Here is a 22,453-nt window from a genome sequence, read left to right on the forward strand (position 1 = left end):
GACGCTTTTTTTTCTTTCAGTTTGTTTAATTCTCACACATTCTAATTTGTTTTAAATAGGTTAATGTTGTGGAAATTTTATTTGATTAGAAATACGCTTTTTTGTTACAGTTATTAGTTTTAGCCTTATTTGTTGCTTTAGTTGCATCTGTATTGGTGGTAGTAGTATTAAAGAAGTTATTAAATTAATATCGATATTTAATAATTGTTTCATATCTCAAAAGTTGCAATTAATGTAAATTGCATAAAACAAAAAAATACATGCAAAGAGACCTTCAAGACCTCCGTAAATCATACGATAAAGATGCTTTGCTAGAGACCATACTGCCTGCTAGCCCTTATGAATTATTTGACTCTTGGTTCCAAGATGCAAAAGATAATATTCAAGTAGATGAAGCAAATGCAATGAGTCTTTGTACATTAGGTGTAGACGGCTTTCCTAAATCTCGTGTTGTTTTGCTTAAAGAAATAGTCGATAAAAAATTCCTTTTTTATTCTAACTATTCATCAGAAAAAGGAATGGCAATGGATGCTTATAATAAAGTTAGTTTGCATTTCTTCTGGCCATCATTAGAAAGGCAAATTATAATAAAAGCTAACGTGACAAAGGTTTCTAGAGAAAAGTCATTATCTTATTTTAGATCTAGACCTAGAGGAAGCCAGATAGGAGCATGGGCGAGTAATCAAAGCAATTCTATTTTGTCTAGAGAAGAGTTGGAAAAACAATTGCTACATTTTGAACAAAAATTTGATGGTATAGAAATACCATTACCAGATTTTTGGGGTGGTTATTCTTGTGATGCTTTAACTTTTGAGTTTTGGCAAGGAAGACCCAATAGGCTTCATGACCGTATTTTATATGAAAAGGTAGAAGATAATTGGTCCTTTAAAAGATTACAACCGTAATGAAAAAACTAATTGTAATACGTCATGGTAAATCCACATGGGAACTGCAAGTTAGAGATCACGATAGGGTTCTAACTCAGCGCGGAATAGAAGATGCTCACCTCATAGGTAAAGCTTTAAAAACAGCTCAAATAAGTCCAGATGTGGTGTGGACCAGTACAGCAGCTAGAGCTTTACAAACTGCTACATTAGTTATGGAGTATATAGATTACCAATTAAGCACTCTTAAATTGAAACGAGATTTATATACTTTTAATGCACAAGAATTATTAGAAGTAATATCTACCTGTGACGATGGTGTAGAGACTTTAGTTATATTTAGTCATAATAATGGAATAACTGACTTAGTAAACTTACTAGGTAATACTAGATTCGATAACGTTCCTACCGCAGGAGTGGTTGCTATAGATTTTGAAACTAATTCATGGAAATCTTTAGAAAATGGAAGTACTAAGTTTCACATATTCCCGAAGTTAATAAGATGAATCAATACTATAATAGAGAATTAAGCTGGTTGCGATTTAATGCTAGAGTTTTACAAGAGGCTAGTGATAAAAAAGTACCGCTTATTGAACGTTTAAGATTCTTAGGTATATTCTCAAATAATCTAGATGAATTCTTTAAGGTGCGCTATGCAACTATACAGCGCATTCAAAGAGCAGGTAAAAATGCTACAAAATCATTAGGTGGGATTACGGCCGAAGAGTTATTACAGAAGATTAACGAGATGGTTATTGTAGACCAGGCACGTAGTTTTAATGTCCTTGCAGAGCTTGAAGAAGAGCTGAAACAAGAGAGTATTATTATAGTGGATGAAACTGAGGTGCTTACCGAGCACGAGAGTTTTATTAGGAATTACTTTAATGATAAAATTAGTCCGGCGATAAGTACGATAATGATTAATGATCATGTAGATTTCCCTCATTTAAGAGATGGATTCGGATATCTCGCTGTGCGTATGGTCATGACAGATGAAAGTATAAGATATGCCTTAATAGAAAAACCTAAGTATCTAAATAGATTTGTCGTACTGCCTCAAATAGAAGGTGATGATAAGCAATATATCATATTAATTGATGACTTGATAAGGCATCGCATGCATTACATCTTTAATATTTTTGATTATAAAGAGATAGAAGCTCATATGATTAAAGTGACTCTAGATGCAGAGTTAGATATGGAGCTAGATCTTAAAAAGAGTCTTCTAGAAAAAATACGTCGCAGTGTTCATGATCGTAAAGATGGGGACCCTGTACGTTTTGTATATGATAGGAATATACATGAAGATACGCTGAGACTTATTAAAGATAAACTGCAAATTGATAATAATGATAGCATTATACCAGGGGGTCGTTATCACAATAGGAGAGATTATCTCAAATTTCCAAGCCTAGGAAGGACAGATTTGCTCTACCAGAAATTGCCGGCATTGCCTATTAAAGATGTTAAGATTCGAGGTTCTTTATTAGAAAGAATTGCTCAAAAGGATATTCTTCAATATACGCCCTACCATACGTTTGCAAACACAACTAAGTTCTTAAGAGAAGCAGCGCTAGATCCTAAGGTGAGAACCATTAAGATAACTATTTATAGACTGGCTGAAGTTTCTCAAATTGCTGGTTCACTTATCAACGCTGTTAAAAATGGTAAAAAAGTAACCGTTTCTATTGAGTTACAAGCGAGATTTGACGAGCAAGCAAATATTAATTATGCAGAGTTGATGCAGGAAGAAGGTGTGCGCATGATATTCGGTGTTCCTGGATTAAAAGTACACTGTAAAGCATGTTGTATAACGCGCGAAGAAAATGGTAAAATCGCTAGATATGGATTCATTTCTACTGGTAATTTTAATGAGTCTACTGCAGGGATTTACACCGATTATACGCTATTTACCGCAAATCGTAAGATTTTAAAAGAAGTAGAACGTGTGTTTGATTTCTTTGAAGTAAATTATAAGCAACATAGATATAAACACCTGCTCGTATCTCCTAATTATCTCAGAAATGGAATTGAACGTTTAGTACGTCGTGAGATCGCTTTCGCGAAAGCGGGAAAACCAGCAAAGATACGTGCCAAAGTAAATTCTTTTTCAGATTTAAAAATGATAGACTTATTCTACGAGGCTTCTAACGCAGGAGTGAAAATAGAATTAATAATACGTGGTATATGTTGTTTAATTCCTGGTGTGAAAGGAATGAGCGAAAATATTAAAGTAATAAGTGTTGTCGATAGGTTCCTAGAACACCCACGTGTTTATCGATTTTATAATCAAGGGGAAAATGATCTATATATTTCTAGTGCAGATTTTATGGCGCGTAACCTAGATAGTAGGGTAGAAATAGCTTGCCCTATTTATGACGAGGATATAAAGAGGGAGATTATTGAAACCATGGATATATGCTGGAGTGATAACGTAAAAGCGAGGGAGATTTGCGCAGACCAGCTTAATAATTATGTGACTAATGACGATAAGCCTGTTCGCTCACAATATGCAACATATCAATATTATAAAAATCAAATTACAAATTAATGGCGTTTGAAATTAAAAAATATGGAGCCATAGATATAGGTTCTAATGCAATTAGGTTATTAATAGCTACAGTAACTCTCTATAATGACGAGCCACCAGTTTTTAAGAAAACGAGTCTAGTTAGAGTACCTATAAGATTAGGGCAAGATGTTTTTGTTAATGGAAAAATATCTCAAGAGAACATTGATAGAATGGTAGATTCTATGAAGTCCTATCAGCTGTTAATGGGTGTTCACAAGGTAAAAGTGTATAAAGCATATGCAACTAGTGCAATGAGGGAAGCACTAAATGGTACAGATGTCGTTGAAAAAATTAAGGCAGAATCTGGTATTAATATAGAGATTATAGACGGTTCTCATGAGGCTGCTATTATAGCTATGACCGATTTGCATGCTGTTATTGATCAAGAAAAGGTCTATTTATATGTAGATGTGGGTGGAGGTAGTACAGAATTTACTCTATTTGCTTACGGTAAAGAGATTGTTTCAAGATCATTTAAAATAGGTACAGTAAGATTGCTTAATGATATGGTAAGTAAATCTTTATGGGACGAGGCAGAAGCCTGGATTAAAAAAATAACTAATGCATATGATCATATAGATCTTATAGGGTCTGGTGGAAACATCAATAATATATTTAAAAGTAGTGGTAAAAGAGTGGGCAAGCCTATTTCTTACTTTTACCTAGTAAATTATTATGAGCAATTGCAAAATTATAATTATGAAGAGCGAGTTTATCATCTTAACCTAAATCATGATAGAGCTGATGTAATCATACCTGCTTGTCGTATTTATTTGCGTGCCATGAAATGGAGTAAAGCAAAAAATATTTATGTACCTAAAATAGGATTAACAGATGGTATCATTAAATCGATTTTTAATGCCGATAATCGATAAACTTAAACGTTTGCATGTTTTAATGACTACATTAGAATAGTTAGATTAACTTTGACAATTAAATATTTAAAAATGAAAAAATTTTTACTATTAGTTAGCATCATTTTATGTGGAGCTACCGCAGCTGCTCAAGCACCTGGAGATGTGTTATATGGATTCCGTTTAGGAGCAAATTATTCAACTCTTTCAGGAGGAAATGAGAAGTGGGATGATATAGATAGTAGAATAGGTCTTCATGCAAGTTTCTTTGCACAAGTTCCTTTAAGTGATAGCTTTTCTTTACAACCAGAATTAGGAGTGTCTGCCTTAGGTGTAAATGAAAATGAAGTAAGACTTGAGAATGGAGATAATGTACAGTTAAAAACAAACTGGTTACAAGTGTCTGTTCTAGCTAGATTAGATTTAGGACGTCGTTTATTCATTTTATTAGGACCACAAGCAGGTGTTAATGTAACAGAGAGAGATGATAACGATTATTATAATTATGACTTTGCTGCTGTAGGTGGTATTGGGTATAAAATGGATGAAAACTGGGCGGTAGATGTACGTTATGGTTATGGTCTTTCAAATATTTTTGATAGAGAGTTTGCAGAATTAGAAGATGCAAATAACAGATGGTTTCAATTAGGTGTTTCTTATAAATTATAAGTAGTACCTTATTACATATAGAAAAGCCTCTTAATTTTTTAAGAGGCTTTTTTTTGTGCGTATAGTTTTAATTTTAAAAATCTAGGTCAAATGTTCTTCTCAATAGGTCTACTGCAGGGTTTTTCTCTACTAGTTTAGAAAACTTATCTTGGTCCGTATAAACATATTTTTTAGTAACGCTTTTATCGACGGCTATTTTAAAATCTATAAGGTAATTATTGAGTTCTCGTTTTAAATATTCTAATATCTGACCTTGAGACTTTTCAAGATCTTCTTTCATAGATTGGTTAGGGAATCTTAGCTTTATAGTAGTACCTTCTAGAATAGGTCTGTCAGCATTAATTATACTGGCTAGAATAAGTTGGCCTCTTTCTGTTAAATGATCTACGTATTTTATCCAAGCATTGGTTAATTGTTCTTGTGTAAAATCTTCTTCTGGTAGTTTATCATGAACTACTTGTTTCCCTTGAATACTTGCGATGTGAACCTTTTTAGCTTCTATTCCCTGTAAGGATAGACCGCTCACTTTTTTCTTACTCTTTGCAAGTAAAGCTTTTCTAGCTTCTTCTAGTGATCCAGATGTCGCAGGCGATGGAGCGCTAGTAATAGTTGTGCTAGCAGGTTTTTCTACGGCAGGTTCATTTACTACAGCAGTATGTTGAGTTGCAGATTCTGGCGTATTATAACTTCTTGAATTCTCCGTGGTTGCAGAATCAGGAGAAGTTATTTTTTGTGTGTTTAGATTCTCTTTATTAGATTCAACTTTTACAGTATCGCTTTGTTGAATCGTTGTTTCACTAAATTGTGTAGCAGGAATGATGAAGTTTACATCATTTTTTTTTTTGCTTCATCAGAAGTGATGGAGGCAAGCTGCATGAGAGTTAATTCAACTAAAAGGCGCTGGTTGCGACTGGCTCGGTAATTGAAATCGGCCTGGTTTGCTATCTCAATTGCTTTTCTTAAAAAATTAAGATCAACGTTTCTAGCTTGTTCTAAATATTTATTTTTAGTTTGTTCTCCTACTTCTAGAAGTTCAATAGTACGTTCATCTTTACCTACCATTAAATCTCTAAAATGTGAAGCAAGACCACTTACAAAATGCTGTCCATCAAAACCTTTGGTCATGATGACATCGTAATCTACCAGTAATTGCGGAATGTTATTTTCTAGCAACAAATCAGTTACTTTAAAATAAGTCTCTCTATCTAGGACATTTAAATTTTCAGTTACCGCCTTAACAGTAAGTTCTTTACCAGAAAAGCTTACTACACGATCAAATATTGAAAGGGAATCTCTTAATGCACCATCTGCTTTTTGAGCAATTATCTGCAGAGCATCCTCTTCGGCAGTGATACCTTCTTTTATAGATATACGCTTTAAATGTTCACGCATAGCGCTTACAGTAATGCGTTTAAAGTCAAAAATTTGACATCTAGATAATATCGTAGGTATGATCTTATGCTTCTCTGTAGTTGCTAAAATAAAGATAGCGTGTGCAGGTGGCTCTTCTAATGTTTTAAGAAACGCGTTAAAAGCTGCATTTGATAACATGTGTACCTCATCAATAATATAGATCTTGTATTTTCCTACTTGTGGTGGGATGCGTACTTGATCTACTATACTTCTTATCTGGTCTACACCATTGTTAGAAGCAGCATCGAGTTCAAATATGTTAAAGGCAAAATCTTCATCAGGATCATATTCTCCACTTTCATGGTTGATCTTTTTTGCAAGAATACGCGCGCAGGTAGTTTTACCTACACCTCTAGGACCAGTAAATAATAATGCCTGTGCTAGGTGATTGCTTTTAATTGCATTCTCTAGTGTCTGTGTAATAGCGCCTTGACCTACGACATCTTCAAATGTCTCAGGGCGGTATTTTCTAGCTGATACTATAAATGGTTCCATGAGTCAAAGATACTTTGCTATGATCTTATAGTCTTACTTTCTAAGAGTATAATTTCTGTAAATTATCAACATTTATTAACTAGTTTTGCAGCATAGCAGGTCGCCTTATCGATCTTGTGTAAGCAAGGTAGGAAAGTCCGGACACCGTAGGATAACATAGCGGCTAACGGCCGTCGTTTTGTTTTCATTTTTGTGTAAACAGGATAGGACAAGTGCAACAGAAAGTATGTACAGGTAATGCTGTAGTGAAACCAGGTAAACTCTATGTGGTGAAATGTCGCGTAAATCAGAGCTCGAGCGCTATCCGCGCGATTCTGAAGGGTAGGCAGTTTGAGATAGCAAGTAATTGTTATTCTAGATAAATGATGAGGTATTCAAGCAATTGAAGAACAGAATCCGGCTTATAGACCTGCTATTTTTATATTTTAGAATTACGTTCTTTAATTCCAGCTATGATATCATTTACTTGATCTATAGTAAAGTCACCACTTAATTGAAGTCGTCCTCCTAAAATAGGACCACTATTTACCATAGGTGCGCTAACTACCACACCATTAACTATAACAAATAAAGGACTTTTGTTTTGAAATGCTTGTTCTGTAGCGTCGTACCATTTATCATGCACATTTTCATGTAGTTCTATAGAAATTACAGGGTCTCCCATTTGACTTACATCTCGTGTTATGTGTTTAAAGTCTCTTGCGACTATAATAGGTCTGTAGTTAATAAAGTAAATGTTCTCAGGAGAGTATTCTAATGTATGCGATAAACTAGTCTCATTACCGCTTTCTGCATATATTCCATCCACAAATTTACCTGTCGTTTTATTTATATTTTCAGCTTGTTCAATGGTAGGGCCATTAAGTTGTAGCTCTTTTTTGTTGAAAATACTGCAGCCGTTTAATGTTATAAATACCAAAATTAAAAAAGTGGACTTTATCATATGAAGGTATTTAAAAATTTTACTTTATTATCTATCCCAACCATCTATTAGGTATTCTTTTTCAATGATTTTTACAGCTGGAAGCATTTCATCGTTAGATTGAAACCATAATTCAAATCTTGCAGGATAAAACTTATCAAATGTGCCTTCATGAATGGCTGTTTCTTCAGAACGTAGTTGATATAAATTATCAGTAACGTCTACATGTATAGAAGTTCGTTCTTTTAGTAAATTAGGCATTAACTCTATATTACGTTCTGTTTCATAGCCTTTTATAAATAGGATTCCTCTAGAATTAGGTTGGTACCAACTATAAAATGTGTAGCCATTATAACCATCACCTACAACTAATAGGTCATTACTTTCTTTATGAATATGATGTAATGAATCTTTTTGTGCATAATTTAAAAAGGAAATAGGCTTCTCTAAATACTCATATTTTTCAGGGATTTCATAACTACCAAATTGGTAGTCCTGATAAGTATAATAGAAAAATATGCCAATGAAAATCAAGAATATTATAATTATTAGGCCTACTATGGAACCTATTATAACTAAAAATACTTTCGATATTTCATTACTCTTCTTCACTACTAGGTCCATTAAAGAAGCTGAAAACCGTACCACCATAACGGCGCTCGTTATCAAAATGCTCGCTACTAGATAGAGAGGTGTGTTTAGAATGTTCAACAATGAGTATGCCGTCTTCAGCTAGAAGTTCGTTTTTAAATACGTATTCTGGTAGTTTTAGAAACTCTTCTTCTTCTATAGCATAAGGAGGATCGGCAAAAATGATGTCGTACTTTCCTTTATGTTTTTCTATAAACTTAAAAACATCTGCTTTGATAGTGTCTATCGGGAAATCTAGCTCTTCAGCAGTTTTTTTAATAAACGCAATACATGGATAGTGTTGATCTACTGCTAGAACGCTACCAGCACCACGACTACAAAATTCATAAGCCATATTACCACTACCAGCAAATAGCTCTAACATTTTTATATCGTGAATATGAATCTTATGACGCAATATATTAAATAGCGCCTCCTTTGACATATCTGTAGTAGGTCTTATAGGTAAATTTTTAGGTGCCGATATACGGCGCCCTTTATGTGTTCCAGATATTATACGCATATGATTTGTTCTAGGTAATTAGGGTAGTTTTCTTCTTGAGTTACATAGCGCACGTAGGTGTATAATAGCTCTAAGAGTTGATCGTTTTTTTCTTCACTACACACCACCATTTTCATAGTCTCTGGATCGAGGTCATTGTGATGTGTGGTAAACATGGTATAGTATAAAATGTCTTCTATAGCATCGTGTGGGAAAAGGTTATGAGCAACTAGTTTTCCTTTATTAAAAATAGAAAGGTAAAAATGACTGTCTTTTATATCTAGGTAAACTTGTGGTTGTAATTCTATGGTAGATTTGCTTCTTGCCTCTAGAATACGAGAACTGTAATGATAGTACTCATAACTTCCATAACGTTCAAAGAAGTAGTTATTAATGTTAGAATAAGCTATATAAACAGTATTTACTCCTGTTTCACCCAGGTTTTCATCCACACTCAAGACATCAGTCTCAAGAATTCTAGCATTGTATTTAAGGTAATCTGCTGCATGGTCTTCATTATATAAAGATGCAGGGACGCTAGTAAAAATGTTGTGGTGGTAGAGTAGGGTAGCTTTCGCGAAAGCGGAATCTAAAAAAGCTTCTTCTCTAAAACAGGTCTCAATAATTTGTAAAATCTCAATAGGATTTGCACTGTGTTTAAATTCCTTATGTAAAGAATCTATAATTCCTGTTGAGTTATAGGTATAAAAAGAAAGTCCATCCTGATGAATCAGGACGGACAGTTTCTTTATGGTGTCGTTAGGACTAGTTGTTGCTAGGTGCATACTGTCTCGGCCAGTTACCACTAGTAGTAATCTCATCTAGGCTACCTACAAAAATAGTAGGACCATCGATCGCTTCTACACTCTTAATTTCTAACTCGTCTTTTACTAGTCTTTCTGGTTGATCAAAGAGAATGTCTTTCTTATCTGCTACCGCACGGAAAACAGGAACTCTATTCTCTTTGTCAATTACTACATCAGTTTTAAGCTCTATAGAACCAGGTGTTCCAGCTACTTGATATTTCAACAATTGAGCAACATCTACATCTCTGAAAAGAGAATCTTTTACTGATGTAAATCCTAATGTGTCTATTATTGTAATTTCTTTCTTGTAACCATTAGGGTCATTTGCACGTAGTCTAAATTTAAGGTTACGTTCTTCATCAATTACAGTACTATCACGTTTTTGAGTAAGTGCAAATTTTGCAGTGTCTACAAAACGAGCTAGTTTGTTAATGTCATTTGAATACGTACCAGTAATAGATTTATGAGCATTTTGTGCTTCACGTAATTTTACTAGTTGACTAACGATTTGCATGTAGCGTTCTTCTTTTGCTTCTGCAAATTTTACCGGCTCTTCGATAGATTTATAAAGTTTGTAACCAAAGAATCCACTTACTCCTAATAAGGCGATAATAATGATAGGGTGAAACTTTTTAGGAATCTTGTTTATGAATACGGCTAGTAGGATTAGTACTATTAGACCTAAAACAACTGATATAATTAAATTGAACATACTATTAATGGTTTAATGCTATTTTTCAAAGCAAACAAATCTACAATTTTTTTTCACTCATCCTAGCTTGAGATATGAAATTTGAGTTAAGTTTATACTCAGTTTTCCACAATTTGCAATGACACCACAAGAATTTTACAAAGTATTACTATTAGATTTTCCGTTTAAGCCTACAAATGAGCAAGATAGAGCGCTAGAGTATCTGGCCGATTTTATTATAGATAAAAATAAAGATCGGTTATTTATGTTGCGTGGCTATGCTGGTACAGGTAAAACGACTTTAACGAGCACGATTGTTAAGAGTATTTGGAAGCTTAAAATGAATTGCGTTCTTCTAGCACCTACTGGAAGAGCTGCAAAAGTGATAAGTAATTATGCAAATAAACAAGCAGCAACTATTCACAGAGAAATTTACTATCCTAAGGGACAAGGAAACGGTGGAGTACAGTTTACTTTAAAACAGAATAAGCATCGCAACGCACTTTTTGTCGTTGATGAAGCATCGATGATTCCTGATGTCGCTGCAGAGAATAAAATGTTCGGTGGTAATGGTTCTTTATTAGACGATCTTATAGAATACGTTTATAGCGGTATAAATTGTAAATTAATGATTATTGGAGATACGGCTCAATTACCGCCGGTAAAACTGGACGTCTCTCCGGCGCTAGACAGCCAGCTTATAGAACAACGCTATTTAAAAGAAGTCACAGAAATAGAGCTGGACGAGGTAAAACGACAAAGCGAGAACTCTGGTATTTTACTTAATGCTACCACTATACGTAATCATATTCTAGAAGAGGATTTTGACTTTAAATTTGACGTAGAAAAATTTACAGACATCAATAGACTTATAGATGGACATGAAATTATGGATGCTATTAATAGTGCTTATGATTTTCATGGACATGAAGAGACAGCTATAATCGTACGTTCTAATAAAAGAGCAAATCTTTATAATGAGCAAATAAGATCTCGTATTCTATTTAACGAGAATGAACTCTCACCTGGAGATTACTTAATGGTAGTAAAGAATAATTACCACTGGTTACAACCTTCTAGCGATGCAGGTTTTATTGCAAACGGTGATATAGTAGAGGTGTTAGAGATTTTTGCTTTTAAAAATATTTACGGCTTCCATTTTGCAGAGGTTAAAGTAAGAATGGTAGATTATCCTAATATGAAAGAATTTGAAACCGTTCTTTTATTAGATACATTAACATCAGAAACTCCATCTCTTACTTATGAAGAGAGCAATAAACTCTATCAAGAAGTACGTATGGATTATTTAAAGCTGCCTAAGTACAAACAGTATAAGGAGATAAAGGAAAACCCATTCTTTAATGCCTTACAGGTTAAATTTTCATATGCGATTACCTGTCATAAGTCGCAAGGTGGACAGTGGGAAAATGTGATTATAGAACAACCCTATTTACCAGACGGACCAGATAAAGGATATTTAAGATGGTTGTACACGGCAGTGACACGTGCCAAAACAAATTTGTATCTTATAGGTTTTAAAAACGATCATTTTATAGAGGATTAATATGTTTGAGATAATTTTTAGCATCTGTTTAGGAATAGGACTAGCCGCTAGTGCTGGTTTTAGAGTTTTTATACCGTTGCTATTTGCAAGTCTAGCAGCTTACTTTGACGTCATACCACTTAATGAGAGCTGGCAGTGGGCAGGTAGTCTTACCGCTGTTATAGTTTTAGGAGTAGCAGCCATAGTAGAGTTGCTAGCCTATTATATTCCCTACGTAGATAATTTATTAGATACTATCTCTGTACCACTAGCTGCTATAGCTGGTACTGCAGTTATGGTAAGTGTTATGGGAGATATGAACCCAGTATTTACATGGACCATGGCTATTATCGCTGGTGGTGGTACTGCAGCCGCTATTTCTACGACTACATCAGGTGCTAGAGCTATGAGTACCTCTACAACAGGAGGTTTTGCAAATCCCATAGTCAGCACTGCCGAGGCTGGTTTTAGTGGTATGCTATCCTTAGTTTCTATAATATTTGCTCCACTAGCTGTTGTAATTGTATTCTTCCTTTTAATAGGAATTAGAAAGTTATACAAAAGAATTTTTAATAAGAAAAAGCAAGGAGTTGTTATTAATAGATAGTGTTTTATGATAATTCCGCTTTCGCGAAAGCGAGATAAAACTAACAAATAGATATGTTTAAATTCTTAAGACCTAAGAACGCCACTTATCAGTTTAGTGAGAATAAAAAATCACTTTTGATAAATGATAATGTTAAAAATAGATTTTGGTTGAGTATTTGCTTAATGTTTTTCGGAAGTCTTAATTTATTACTGACAGTGAATAATTGGGGTATGTATTTTAAAATATTCAGTTATGCGTTATTGTTATTTTCAACCATAGTAATAGTGGTTATGTTTCAAACTCATACATTAAAGAATGAAATCGAAAGGGCAGAGGTAGATTATCTTTTATTTAGAAATAATAAAAGAGTAAAACAAACCATGATCAGATTAAAAAATGGAAAATACCGCAACGTCATTTTTAATCATGAGGCACATCGTTTAAACTTTGTACAATTCATGGAAGAAAATGATTTTGAGGTCAAGAGATTAGAAAGTACATTGCCATTAATACCGCTTAATTATTAAAAGTCATAATATAAAAAATGTTCAAAAGCGTCAAAAAACTGTTTACAGATAAGAACTCTATTATAACCTTTAATGCTGAGAGGCAATGTTTTAAAATAGATGATAATGCAAAGGGTCAAGTCTGGATGTTGAGGTTTACTTTATTCTGTAATATAATTGCAGGAGCCGCGTTAATATTTAATGATGTTTTCTCAAATTATTTAGGTTGGTTTATTTTAGTAATATCCATTATATTTTCAATTAGAAGTTTTCTAATATCTAGTTATCAAGAAACAATAGCATTGGAATCTATTCAAACAGTGACTTACCGCAGGTTTTCAACGAGTGCGACAGGTAGTATCAAATTTAAAAATAAAACTTGCAGATCTCTTTATCATTATGATTTATCGCAACTTGATAATCAAATTGAGTTATTTAAAAGTCATGGTATAGAGATTAAAGAGAAATCATCTTGGTTTTAGGCTCGGCAAGCAGATAGTAGATTAACTTTGTAGTCTATCAATAACAGTACATGAAAAAAATAGCCGTAATTCCAGCACGTTTTGAAGCCAGTAGGTTTCCTGGTAAATTAATGAAAGATCTTTGTGGTAAAACAGTCATTATGCGTACGTATGAGGCTGCATTGCATACAGGATTATTTGATCAGGTTCTTGTTGCGACAGATAGTGATGTGATTTATAACGAGATTATTAGTAACGGTGGAGAAGCAGTAATGTCTCAAAAAAAACATGAAACTGGTAGTGATCGTATCGCCGAAGCTGTGGAAAGTTACGAAGCAGATATAGTAATTAATGTACAGGGTGATGAGCCATTTACAAATCTAGAAGATCTTAAAAAGCTAATAGCTGTTTTTGAAAACGATACGAAGAAGGAGATCTCACTAGCATCATTAATGCATGAGATTATTGAAATAGAAGACATAGAAAACCCAAATAATGTAAAGGTAATTACCGACTTAAATAGTAATGCCTTGTACTTCTCGCGTTCTGTTATTCCATATCCTAGAGACAAAGCTATTAAACAGCCTATTTATAAACACATAGGAATATATGCTTTTAGAAAAAGTGCTTTATTGGACTTTTATAATCAGTCGCCTACACCGCTAGAGCTATCTGAAAAGATAGAATGTATCAGGTATCTAGAACACGGTAAAAAAATTAAGATGATTCCTACTACTCACGTGAGTATAGGGATAGATGTACCAGAAGATCTAGAAAAAGCTAGATTAGAATGGCAACGACTCCATTAGAACTGTATAAAACTAATAAAGGCTCTTACCTAAGTAAAAGCCTTTAAATTCTAAATAATTATTGGGGTAAAATCATTAGATAGCTATTCCTACAGGAAGCATATCTTTATATTTGTTTCTAAATTTACGAACAAAACCTGCAATTTTAGGATGTGTAGGAACTACTTTTAGTTCTTTTTCATCTCTTATGTTATCAAAAACACCGGTTAAGAATTCGTTTCTAAAATCTAAATCATCTTCCAGATCTTCAGGTACGATGTACTTAGTTAAGAATATTTTTCTCTCTTGTTGAGAATATTCAATTTTTGCAAAAATATCGCCTTTGCGACATTCATACTGACGTAAAAAAGCATTGTCAGTAATTTCTAGAGTAGTAGAAGGGTCCATATTCTTTTTTTTAACTCATTTAATATCTAAAAAATAGATAAGCACTAATATTTTAAAGTTAACTTTATGGCTGATTAGTGTCGTGAGTAAAAATCTTTACTTAATATCTTGTAAAGATACCTTAAAATTAGTGTCATAAAACCATTAAAAATGTTAAAGCGCTGAAATGACCGCGTTTCCTTATTTATGAAGCATGTATATTTAATGCCAGGAATGGCAGCTTCTCCCTTAATTTTTGAAAATTTAAAATTACCAGAGAAAGATTTTACCATCCATAATCTAGAATGGATTATTCCCAAAGTGAAAGAACCTTTAACTACATATGTTGCTAGATTATTAGAGCATGTTAAGCATGAAAACCCAGTGTTAATAGGTGTTTCTTTCGGTGGTGTTATTGTGCAGGAAATGGCTAAACAGATAGATGTAGATAAAGTAATTTTAATTTCTACCGTTAAATCAAAGAAAGAATTTCCGAGAAGAATGCGCTTTTCTAAAGTGACTAAACTTCATAAGATTCTACCTACTAGATTGGTAGAGAATTTTGATTTACTTGTTAAATATAATCCAGGTTTTGCACCTAAAAAGATAGAACTTTATAAAAAATACCTGTCAGTTAATAATAGAATATACCTTAATTGGGCTCTAGATACTATTTTAAATTGGGATCAAGAAGAGCCGCTTTTAAATTCCATACATATTCATGGTGATGAAGATCCTATTTTTCCTATCAAATATATTAACGACTGTATCATCGTGCCTGGTGGTACGCATATTATGATCATTAATAGATTTAGATGGTTCAATGACCACCTTCCAGATATAATACTTTCTTAAAAATAATTAAAGCTTAACTGTTTGTATCGCTTTAATAGTAGCATCTTTTATATCTTTAACCCATAATTACAGACAGATATGAAAAAGATATTTTTAGGAGCAGGAATCGCAATAGTTTTTATATTCACCATAGGTGCCATTCAACAAGATGGTGATTCTAGTAGCGCAACTAGCACCACAAATTCACCAAGTACGACTACAGGTAACACAAGTTATAAAAGTAGTGATAACGATAAAAGAGTAGAAGATTATAACGTGTATAGCGTACAATTGCCTAAGAGTCTAGACTTTGCAGGAGAGGCTGTGCCATTGCACCAGCCAGACATAAGAGAACGAGTAGATAGAGAGTTTTTAGTAAATACTTACTGGCAGTCTAATGGTATTTTACTGATTAAAAGAGCACAGAAGTACTTTCCAATAATAGAGCCTATTCTAGCAGAAAATGGTGTTCCAGATGATTTTAAATATCTAGCAGTTATAGAAAGTGGATTACAAAATGTTACATCTCCAGCAGGAGCTAGAGGTTTCTGGCAAATAATGAGAGGTACAGGAAAAGAACTAGGTCTAGAAGTTAATGATAATGTAGACGAGCGTTACCACCTAGAGATGGCTACTAAAGCTGCCTGTGATTACCTTAAACAGAGTAAAAATAAATTTGGCAGTTGGACACTTGCAGGTGCCGCTTATAACGCAGGTAATGGTGGTATAAATAAACAATTAAACGCCCAAGACGTTTCTAGTTACTATGACTTACTTTTAGGTGAAGAAACAGGTAGATATGTTTTTAGAATATTAGCTATTAAAGAGATCTTGAAAAATCCTAAAAACTTTGGTTTTAATGTAGATCCTAGTCATGGTTATGACACAATACCTACTAAGAATGTTTTAGTAGATTATGAGGTGGATGACCTTTCCGCTTTCGCGAAAGCTAACAACATCAACTATAAAATTCTTAAAATTCACAATCCGTGGTTAAGAGAGCCTAAACTGAATAACAAATCAGGTAAAGAATATTTAATCCAGATTCCTAAAGAGGGATATTATAACTAAATTATGTTAGACTGGTTTCTTTCTAACTGGTTTATGGAGCTACTAATTATAAATTATGTAGTCGCATTAGGTGCAGCTTTTTTTCTCATACGTAGCAATCAAAACCCTAGAAAGACACTCTCATCCTTATTGTTTCTTATTACCTTTCCTTTTGTAGGTCTTGCGATCTATTACTTTTTTGGAATGGAATATAGAAAGTCTAAAATCTTTAAACGCAAAGACCTAGCAGGGCATCACCTCATTAAATCTTGGGAAAAGCGTTTACATCTTTCAGATCAAAAATTATCAGAGTATGAAGATGATTTTTTAGATAATCGTGTGAAACTTGTTCGATTATTAAATCAAAATCAGTCGTCTTCATTAACGCTTAAAAATGACCTTAAGGTTCTTATTAACGGAGAGAAGACCTTTAAATATATTTTTGAAGACCTAGATAAGGCTACAAATCATATACACCTTGAGTATTTTATAATTCAAGATGATGTTATCGGTAATGCATTTATAAATAAACTGATAGAAGCTCGCAGTAGAGGTGTAGAAGTAAAGCTTATTTATGACTCTGTAGGTAGTGATTTATCTCGTAAGGCAAAGAGAAAAATGCGAGAATCAGGAATTGAATTTTATGCTTTTATGCCTGTTATATTTTCTAATTTTACTCGTAAAGCAAACTATCGTGATCACCGTAAAATATGTATCGTAGATGGTCATGTAGGTTATTTAGGAGGTATTAATGTGAGTGATGATTATGTGAATACAAAAGATGATTCTAGTGAGGATTACTGGAGAGATACTCATTTAAGAATAGAAGGGCATGCTGTAAAAACCATGCAAGCACAGTGGTTGCTTAATTGGTATTTTGTGAGCGATCATATAAATGAAAAGACCATCATAGATTTGCCAGACAGCTATTTTCCAGAGATAGATGAAAAAGTTAATAAGGCAGTTCAAATAGCGGCTAGCGGTCCAGATACTGACTGGGCTAATATTATGGAGGCTATTTTTATAGCTATTACTACGGCTAGTCATAATATTAAAATTACCACGCCTTACTTTATACCTAACGAGGCTATTTTAACAGCTCTGAAAAGTGCTGCGAGAGCAGGTATAGAAGTAGAGATTATGGTGCCTAAAAAAGGTGATAGTTGGGCAGCAAGATTTGCGAGTCGTTCTTATTTTAGAGAAATATTAGAAAGTGGTGCAAAAATTTACTGGTATCATAAAGGCATGTTACACGCAAAAACTATGGTAGTAGATGAGGAATTCTCAACAATAGGGACTTCAAATATGGATTATCGCAGTTTTGATATCAATTTTGAGATTAATGCACTTATTTTTGACAAAGAAATATCTCACGAATTGAACAATCAGTTTAAGTTAGATTTAGAACACTGTGAAGAAGTAGTTTTAGAAAAATGGCTTGAAAGAAATAAATGGAATAAAATTAAAGAGTCTTTCTGCAGATTGTGGGCTCCTTTATTATAAATATGAAAAGAAAAAAAATGACCATACAAATTATAGTACTCTTATTATTATTGGGCTTATTAGCAGGGTTTTTAAGTGGCAGTGTTGGAGTAGGTGGTGGTGTGATTATGGTACCGCTAGCTATTTGGTTTTTAGGATACAGTCAGCACCAGGCACAAGGAATGAGTCTAGCCGTTCTAGCAGTCCCAGTTACCTTGCTTGCTGCATACACATATCATAAAAATGGATTACAAGTTAATGAAGGTCTAGACTGGCGCTATGTTCCATTTATCGCAGTTACCTTTGTTATAGGAGGTTATTTTGGCTCTAAGCTGGCTCTTAACATTGATCAACAGCTATTGAAAAAGATATTCGGTGTTATACTAATTATAGTAGCGATAAAAATGATCTTTTTCTCTAGTGCAAAAGGCGTTAGTTAAGAAAATTCTAACATTTATTAAAAGCTAAATCATCGACATTTACAGACTTTAATTATTAAAATTTAACACAATGAAAAAATTATTATTTGTTTTGAGCTTAATGCTTGTAGCTACAACCGTTAACGCTCAGATCGAAGCTCCACAACCTAGTCCTAGCGCTAAGACTGTACAAACTGTAGGACTTACAGAGGTTACTTTAGATTATTCTAGACCAGCAAAAAGAGGTAGAGATATCTTTGGAGATTTAGTACCATTTGAAACATTGTGGAGAACAGGTGCAAATGCTAACTCTAAGATAACTTTTTCTGACGACGTTAATTTTGCAGGAACTGACGTAAAAGCAGGTACTTATGCTGTTTTTACAAAGCCAGGTAAAAAAGAATGGACAGTAATGTTATACAACGATACATCTAACTGGGGTACACCAGGAAAATGGGATGATTCTAAAGTTGTTGCTACCACTACCGTAGAAGTTTCTAAACTTAAAAATGCTCAAGAAAGCTGGACTATGGCTATTAATGAACTAACTATGGAAGGCGCACAACTACAAATGATGTGGGACGAGACTATGGTTGCTGTACCTTTTACAGTGCCTACAGCTGCAAAAACACAAGCTAGTATTGATAAAGTAATGGCTGGACCAGCTGCAAACGATTATTACAGTGCAGCAACATTTTACTTAGATGCAAATAAAGATCTTCCACAAGCTCACCAGTGGATTACAAAAGCAGTAGAAGCAAATCCAGACGCATTCTGGATGCACAGAAGAAAATCTCTTATAGAGGCAAAAATGGGTAACAAATCTGCAGCTATTGCAAGTGCAAAGACATCATTAGAATTAGCAAAAACAGCTAAGAATGCTGACTATGTAAAATTAAATGAAGATAGCCTTAAAGAATGGGGCGCAAAGATGTAAGCATCTTTTTATTATCATATCGCTTTCGCGAAAGCGAAACATACATCAAACCGTCTAGAATATTTCTGGACGGTTTTTTATTTTTAAACGCAACCTTTTTAACAGTTCTGTACTTATAAGTATAATTACATTAATAATCTATTTGAATTAACCAACCTTGAAATTAAACGAACTTCTCAAATTATGTAAAAAGGATGATATTAGAGCTCAAAAAGAGCTTTATAATATCTATAAAGATCGACTCTTTGTTCTTAGCTTAAAATACAGCAGAAATAGAGAAGAGGCAGAGGATAATCTGCACGACTCATTCATGGTCATTTTTACTACTATCAAAAAATATAAAGGTAAAGGCAGTTTTGAAGGATGGATGAAACGTATAGTCATTAATAAAGCGATTACTTCTTTCAAGAAACAGTCTAAATTTAATGTACTTATTAATGAAGAAATAACTGAAGACGTGATGGTGGAGGAGACGACTCTAGATCAAATTTCTTTACAAGTAATACTTACCGCTGTGCAAAGTCTTCCAGATAGATATAGAATGGTTTTTAATCTATACCAAATGGATAATTATACACATAAAGAAATAGCTGAAATGCTGGATATAACGATAGGTACATCAAAGTCTAATTTACATAGAGCAAAGGTTATTCTTAAAGAAAATCTTCAAAAATTAAATGTTAACTCAAAAAATGGATCTTATGGGAACTAAGAAAGAAATAGGCTCTGTAATAAATAACAAGTTGGACTCATTGAAAGTTACTCCTAGTGATCAATTATGGGATAGACTGGAAGAAAGTTTACAAGAAAAAAAGAAAAGAAGAATATTACCTTTTTGGTTTTGGTATGGGACTGTAGGTACTTTACTTATAGGAATTTTATTAGGTGGTAGCTTTTACCATTTCTCTTCAGAATATAATTCTGAACAAAAAGGAATCCATAAAGACTCTAATTTAAAAAGTTCCATTTCAGAAAAGCAATTCATTAATACTAATAATTATGATAATCTATTATCGGTAAAGAATGATAGCGTACTAATCGATAGTAATGACCTACTAGTCGAATTCAATGTTAATAATGATGAGGTGTCTGTCTCTAAGACTCAAGATGTGAATTTAAAAGTAAATACTACTATAGCATCTTACTCTCAAAATAATTCCAACTCATATTCTAGATCGAGTGCGCCTATAGGGTCTAATTCTAGAATAGCTATGTCTAGTCATGAAGATCAAAATAAATTTAATGAACCTAATACAGATCAAAATGATTCTGATATTCTAGAAGAGGATTTGAGTACTAAACGAGACTTTTCAGATATAGAAAACGCTTTGATTTTAAAAAATACTACAGAAACAGAGGGAGCTGTAGAAGATTCTTTATCGGTTAATCAAAAGGAGAAACAAAAGAAGAAAAGAAAGCGAAATAAAAAAGAAAGAAAGAAAGATTCTATAACTAAACCGTATGTAAGCCCTTGGAGTGTAAGTGTTTCTGGGATAGTTAACTCTTATGATAATTTTGGAAAAACATCTCTAATAGATAATAGATTAGATGGAAATCAGGTAGATAGAGATACTAAATTAAACTATGGAATAGCATTTCATTACAGTCCACAAGACTCTAAGCATACCTTACGAGTAGGTGTTAATTATGTAAAATACGGTCAGACAACACGTTTAGAAAACTCATCTATTAATTTGGAGCGTCTACAATATGTTAGTTATAAAGCAGATCCTACAATGGTGAGTGATTACCTAAGTACTGCAACAGATATAGAAATTTTTCAAGAGTTTACCTATATCGAGTTTCCTTTACAATTAAGGTATTCATTATATAAGAAAAAAGTTGATTTTGGATTAATGGTAGGTGTTCAGTCTAGAGTATTATTAGAAGATAGTATTAGATTTAAATCAAACGTGGGAGATCTAGAGGTAGGAGAGTCTAATACATTATTTGATTTTGGTGTATCCGCCCATCTTTCGTTACCAGCTCGATTTAAGCTTTATAAGAAGTTTTACTTTAATGTAGAACCCTCAATTTATTATCATGTCAAGCCTTATGAGGCTGACAATATAAGTACACCGTCAGAATTTAGACTAACTACTAGCCTAGAATATAAATTTTAAATTGGAATAGCCACCGCTTTCGCGAAAGCGAAACATACATCAAACCGTCTAGAATATTTCTGGACGGTTTTTTATGTTTTATATGATTATTCTATTTATCTATTCAAAGTTGAAGTAAGAACTATCTGGTAGCTAGATCTAAATGTTATCAATAGCAGAAATGGATTTTATGATAAACACCTATTGCTCCACGCAGATAGGTTGGGAAAAATAAAAGCAGTTTGATTAAATCTATCAAACTGCTTTTATAAGTTATAAGTGCTCTAAGTAACTTAATTAATTAACCAATATACCTGACGTGCTAGCTGGCTGAAAACAATAATCACAGCAAATACAATAGCTATTATACGTAAACTAGATTTCTTAATACATATAGCTAATAGCAAAGGAATAAAAGCGAATAAAATATTTAGAAAAATACGTATGGCCTGTCCTGGTCCATGCCATAATTCTATAGATAATGATGTAAATATCCAATCTAATAAATTATCGAACATCCAGAAGGAAATAATCGCAAGTAAGAGCTTAGGTCTCCACCCTACAGATCGTGGTGTAGCGGTATAGTTAATTTGATTACTAGAATTATTTTGAGCTCCTTGATAGCTTTGTTGCTCAAAACTTAAATCACGCTCAAATATTTGCTGTGGCGCTTGTTGATTATTAATTACAGTATTAGACTGTTGTGGTGTGCTAGTAGTATTTTGATAAGGTTGTTGTTGGGAGTTTTGTTGCTGTTTAAATAAATTAGCTACCTCTGCAACTTCTCTAGCAGGTTTTAATTCTGACGTTCCATCTAGTCGCAATTTATAATCAGGACGTATATTTTTATCGAGTAATTCTTGTGGTGTAAAAGGACCGAATTCTCTGAAACCATCATGGTAGAAATACTTGTTCAT

At 33.5% G+C, this 22,453-nt stretch carries 25 protein-coding genes, 1 other RNA gene and 1 pseudogene; 18 read left to right on the top strand and 9 right to left on the bottom strand.

Annotation, left to right across the window (positions count from 1 at the left end; translation table 11 throughout):
- Positions 1-260: 260 nt before the first annotated feature.
- The 5 genes from pdxH (at position 261) to ABJF08_RS13245 (ending at position 4,979) form a co-directional block, all read left to right on the top strand.
- Positions 261-905, top strand: coding sequence for a pyridoxamine 5'-phosphate oxidase (gene pdxH, locus ABJF08_RS13225; protein ID WP_348116726.1), 645 nt, complete (start codon positions 261-263; stop codon positions 903-905).
- Positions 905-1,390, top strand: a complete 486-nt coding sequence (locus ABJF08_RS13230; RefSeq protein WP_348116727.1) for a histidine phosphatase family protein — start codon at positions 905-907, stop codon at positions 1,388-1,390. The genes pdxH and ABJF08_RS13230 overlap by 1 nt, the downstream gene beginning before the upstream one ends.
- On the top strand, positions 1,387-3,435 hold the full coding sequence (gene ppk1, locus ABJF08_RS13235; RefSeq protein ID WP_348116728.1) for a polyphosphate kinase 1: 2,049 nt from the start codon (positions 1,387-1,389) through the stop codon (positions 3,433-3,435). Before ABJF08_RS13230 ends, ppk1 begins: the two co-directional genes overlap by 4 nt.
- A complete protein-coding gene (locus ABJF08_RS13240) occupies positions 3,435-4,331 on the top strand; it encodes an exopolyphosphatase (RefSeq protein WP_348116729.1) in 897 nt (298 codons plus the stop codon). The genes ppk1 and ABJF08_RS13240 overlap by 1 nt, the downstream gene beginning before the upstream one ends.
- Positions 4,332-4,403: 72 nt before the next feature.
- Positions 4,404-4,979: a porin family protein gene (locus ABJF08_RS13245; RefSeq protein WP_348116730.1), complete on the top strand. Its 576-nt coding sequence runs from the start codon at positions 4,404-4,406 to the stop codon at positions 4,977-4,979.
- Between the two features lie 73 nt (positions 4,980-5,052).
- Here ABJF08_RS13245 and ABJF08_RS13250 read toward each other — a convergent pair whose 3' ends face one another.
- Together ABJF08_RS13250 and dnaX are read right to left on the bottom strand one after the other, a co-directional pair.
- The gene (locus ABJF08_RS13250; RefSeq protein WP_348116761.1) at positions 5,053-5,505 is read right to left on the bottom strand and encodes a hypothetical protein; all 453 of its coding nucleotides are present in this window, start codon (positions 5,503-5,505) and stop codon (positions 5,053-5,055) included.
- A gap of 273 nt (positions 5,506-5,778) precedes the next feature.
- Positions 5,779-6,887 (bottom strand): annotated as a pseudogene (gene dnaX, locus ABJF08_RS13255) (DNA polymerase III subunit gamma/tau); the annotation flags it as partial.
- A gap of 92 nt (positions 6,888-6,979) precedes the next feature.
- Between dnaX and rnpB the strand changes: the two are divergent.
- Positions 6,980-7,307, top strand: an RNA gene (rnpB, locus tag ABJF08_RS13260) — RNase P RNA component class A.
- On the opposite strand, the gene ABJF08_RS13265 is transcribed toward rnpB, so the two are convergent.
- The 5 genes from ABJF08_RS13265 to ABJF08_RS13285 form a co-directional block, all read right to left on the bottom strand.
- Positions 7,306-7,830: a hypothetical protein gene (locus ABJF08_RS13265; protein ID WP_348116731.1), complete on the bottom strand. Its 525-nt coding sequence runs from the start codon at positions 7,828-7,830 to the stop codon at positions 7,306-7,308. The two genes, rnpB and ABJF08_RS13265, sit on opposite strands and share 2 nt — an antisense overlap.
- A 27-nt stretch (positions 7,831-7,857) precedes the next feature.
- Positions 7,858-8,343: a hypothetical protein gene (locus tag ABJF08_RS13270; RefSeq protein ID WP_348116732.1), complete on the bottom strand. Its 486-nt coding sequence runs from the start codon at positions 8,341-8,343 to the stop codon at positions 7,858-7,860.
- 64 nt (positions 8,344-8,407) lie between these two features.
- On the bottom strand, positions 8,408-8,962 hold the full coding sequence (gene rsmD, locus ABJF08_RS13275) for a 16S rRNA (guanine(966)-N(2))-methyltransferase RsmD (protein WP_348116733.1): 555 nt from the start codon (positions 8,960-8,962) through the stop codon (positions 8,408-8,410).
- Entirely contained in the window at positions 8,953-9,762 is an 810-nt protein-coding gene (locus tag ABJF08_RS13280; protein ID WP_348116735.1) for a DUF3822 family protein, read from the bottom strand. Before ABJF08_RS13280 ends, rsmD begins: the two co-directional genes overlap by 10 nt.
- Entirely contained in the window at positions 9,707-10,459 is a 753-nt protein-coding gene (locus tag ABJF08_RS13285) for a hypothetical protein (protein ID WP_348116736.1), read from the bottom strand. The genes ABJF08_RS13280 and ABJF08_RS13285 overlap by 56 nt, the downstream gene beginning before the upstream one ends.
- A 118-nt stretch (positions 10,460-10,577) precedes the next feature.
- Here ABJF08_RS13285 and ABJF08_RS13290 point away from each other — a divergent pair, with 118 nt between their 5' ends.
- The 5 genes from ABJF08_RS13290 to kdsB are packed head-to-tail and all read left to right on the top strand — an operon-like array spanning position 10,578 to position 14,346.
- Positions 10,578-12,002 (top strand): AAA family ATPase, encoded by a 1,425-nt coding sequence (locus tag ABJF08_RS13290; RefSeq protein ID WP_348116737.1) that lies wholly within the window; start codon positions 10,578-10,580, stop codon positions 12,000-12,002.
- Position 12,003: 1 nt separating this feature from the next.
- Entirely contained in the window at positions 12,004-12,588 is a 585-nt protein-coding gene (locus tag ABJF08_RS13295; protein ID WP_348116738.1) for a DUF4126 domain-containing protein, read from the top strand.
- 53 nt (positions 12,589-12,641) lie between these two features.
- Positions 12,642-13,097 carry a hypothetical protein gene (locus ABJF08_RS13300; RefSeq protein ID WP_348116739.1) on the top strand — a complete coding sequence of 152 codons (456 nt, stop codon included), beginning with the start codon at positions 12,642-12,644 and terminating at the stop codon, positions 13,095-13,097.
- A 17-nt stretch (positions 13,098-13,114) separates the two neighbouring features.
- The gene (locus ABJF08_RS13305) at positions 13,115-13,558 is read left to right on the top strand and encodes a hypothetical protein (protein ID WP_348116740.1); all 444 of its coding nucleotides are present in this window, start codon (positions 13,115-13,117) and stop codon (positions 13,556-13,558) included.
- A 50-nt stretch (positions 13,559-13,608) separates the two neighbouring features.
- Positions 13,609-14,346 carry a 3-deoxy-manno-octulosonate cytidylyltransferase gene (gene kdsB, locus ABJF08_RS13310; protein ID WP_348116741.1) on the top strand — a complete coding sequence of 246 codons (738 nt, stop codon included), beginning with the start codon at positions 13,609-13,611 and terminating at the stop codon, positions 14,344-14,346.
- Positions 14,347-14,421: 75 nt separating this feature from the next.
- Here kdsB and ABJF08_RS13315 read toward each other — a convergent pair whose 3' ends face one another.
- On the bottom strand, positions 14,422-14,733 hold the full coding sequence (locus tag ABJF08_RS13315) for an N-acetyltransferase (protein WP_348116742.1): 312 nt from the start codon (positions 14,731-14,733) through the stop codon (positions 14,422-14,424).
- 186 nt (positions 14,734-14,919) lie between these two features.
- Between ABJF08_RS13315 and ABJF08_RS13320 the strand changes: the two genes are divergently transcribed.
- The 7 genes from ABJF08_RS13320 (at position 14,920) to ABJF08_RS13350 (ending at position 21,557) form a co-directional block, all read left to right on the top strand.
- Positions 14,920-15,567 (top strand): alpha/beta hydrolase, encoded by a 648-nt coding sequence (locus ABJF08_RS13320; RefSeq protein ID WP_348116743.1) that lies wholly within the window; start codon positions 14,920-14,922, stop codon positions 15,565-15,567.
- A 78-nt stretch (positions 15,568-15,645) separates the two neighbouring features.
- The gene (locus ABJF08_RS13325) at positions 15,646-16,617 is read left to right on the top strand and encodes a lytic transglycosylase domain-containing protein (protein WP_348116744.1); all 972 of its coding nucleotides are present in this window, start codon (positions 15,646-15,648) and stop codon (positions 16,615-16,617) included.
- Between the two features lie 3 nt (positions 16,618-16,620).
- On the top strand, positions 16,621-18,099 hold the full coding sequence (cls, locus tag ABJF08_RS13330) for a cardiolipin synthase (RefSeq protein WP_348116745.1): 1,479 nt from the start codon (positions 16,621-16,623) through the stop codon (positions 18,097-18,099).
- A gap of 17 nt (positions 18,100-18,116) precedes the next feature.
- Positions 18,117-18,518, top strand: a complete 402-nt coding sequence (locus tag ABJF08_RS13335; protein WP_348116760.1) for a sulfite exporter TauE/SafE family protein — start codon at positions 18,117-18,119, stop codon at positions 18,516-18,518.
- A 70-nt stretch (positions 18,519-18,588) separates the two neighbouring features.
- The gene (locus ABJF08_RS13340; RefSeq protein ID WP_348116746.1) at positions 18,589-19,434 is read left to right on the top strand and encodes a DUF2911 domain-containing protein; all 846 of its coding nucleotides are present in this window, start codon (positions 18,589-18,591) and stop codon (positions 19,432-19,434) included.
- A gap of 157 nt (positions 19,435-19,591) precedes the next feature.
- On the top strand, positions 19,592-20,146 hold the full coding sequence (locus tag ABJF08_RS13345; RefSeq protein WP_348116747.1) for a sigma-70 family RNA polymerase sigma factor: 555 nt from the start codon (positions 19,592-19,594) through the stop codon (positions 20,144-20,146).
- Entirely contained in the window at positions 20,136-21,557 is a 1,422-nt protein-coding gene (locus ABJF08_RS13350; RefSeq protein WP_348116748.1) for a hypothetical protein, read from the top strand. Before ABJF08_RS13345 ends, ABJF08_RS13350 begins: the two co-directional genes overlap by 11 nt.
- Before the next feature lie 272 nt (positions 21,558-21,829).
- Here the strand turns inward: ABJF08_RS13350 and ABJF08_RS13355 are convergent, their stop codons facing one another.
- A complete protein-coding gene (locus ABJF08_RS13355; RefSeq protein ID WP_348116749.1) occupies positions 21,830-22,453 on the bottom strand; it encodes a hypothetical protein in 624 nt (207 codons plus the stop codon).

Source organism: Nonlabens sp. (assembly GCF_039941875.1).
In the GTDB taxonomy this organism is placed as follows: Bacteria; Bacteroidota; Bacteroidia; order Flavobacteriales; family Flavobacteriaceae; genus Nonlabens.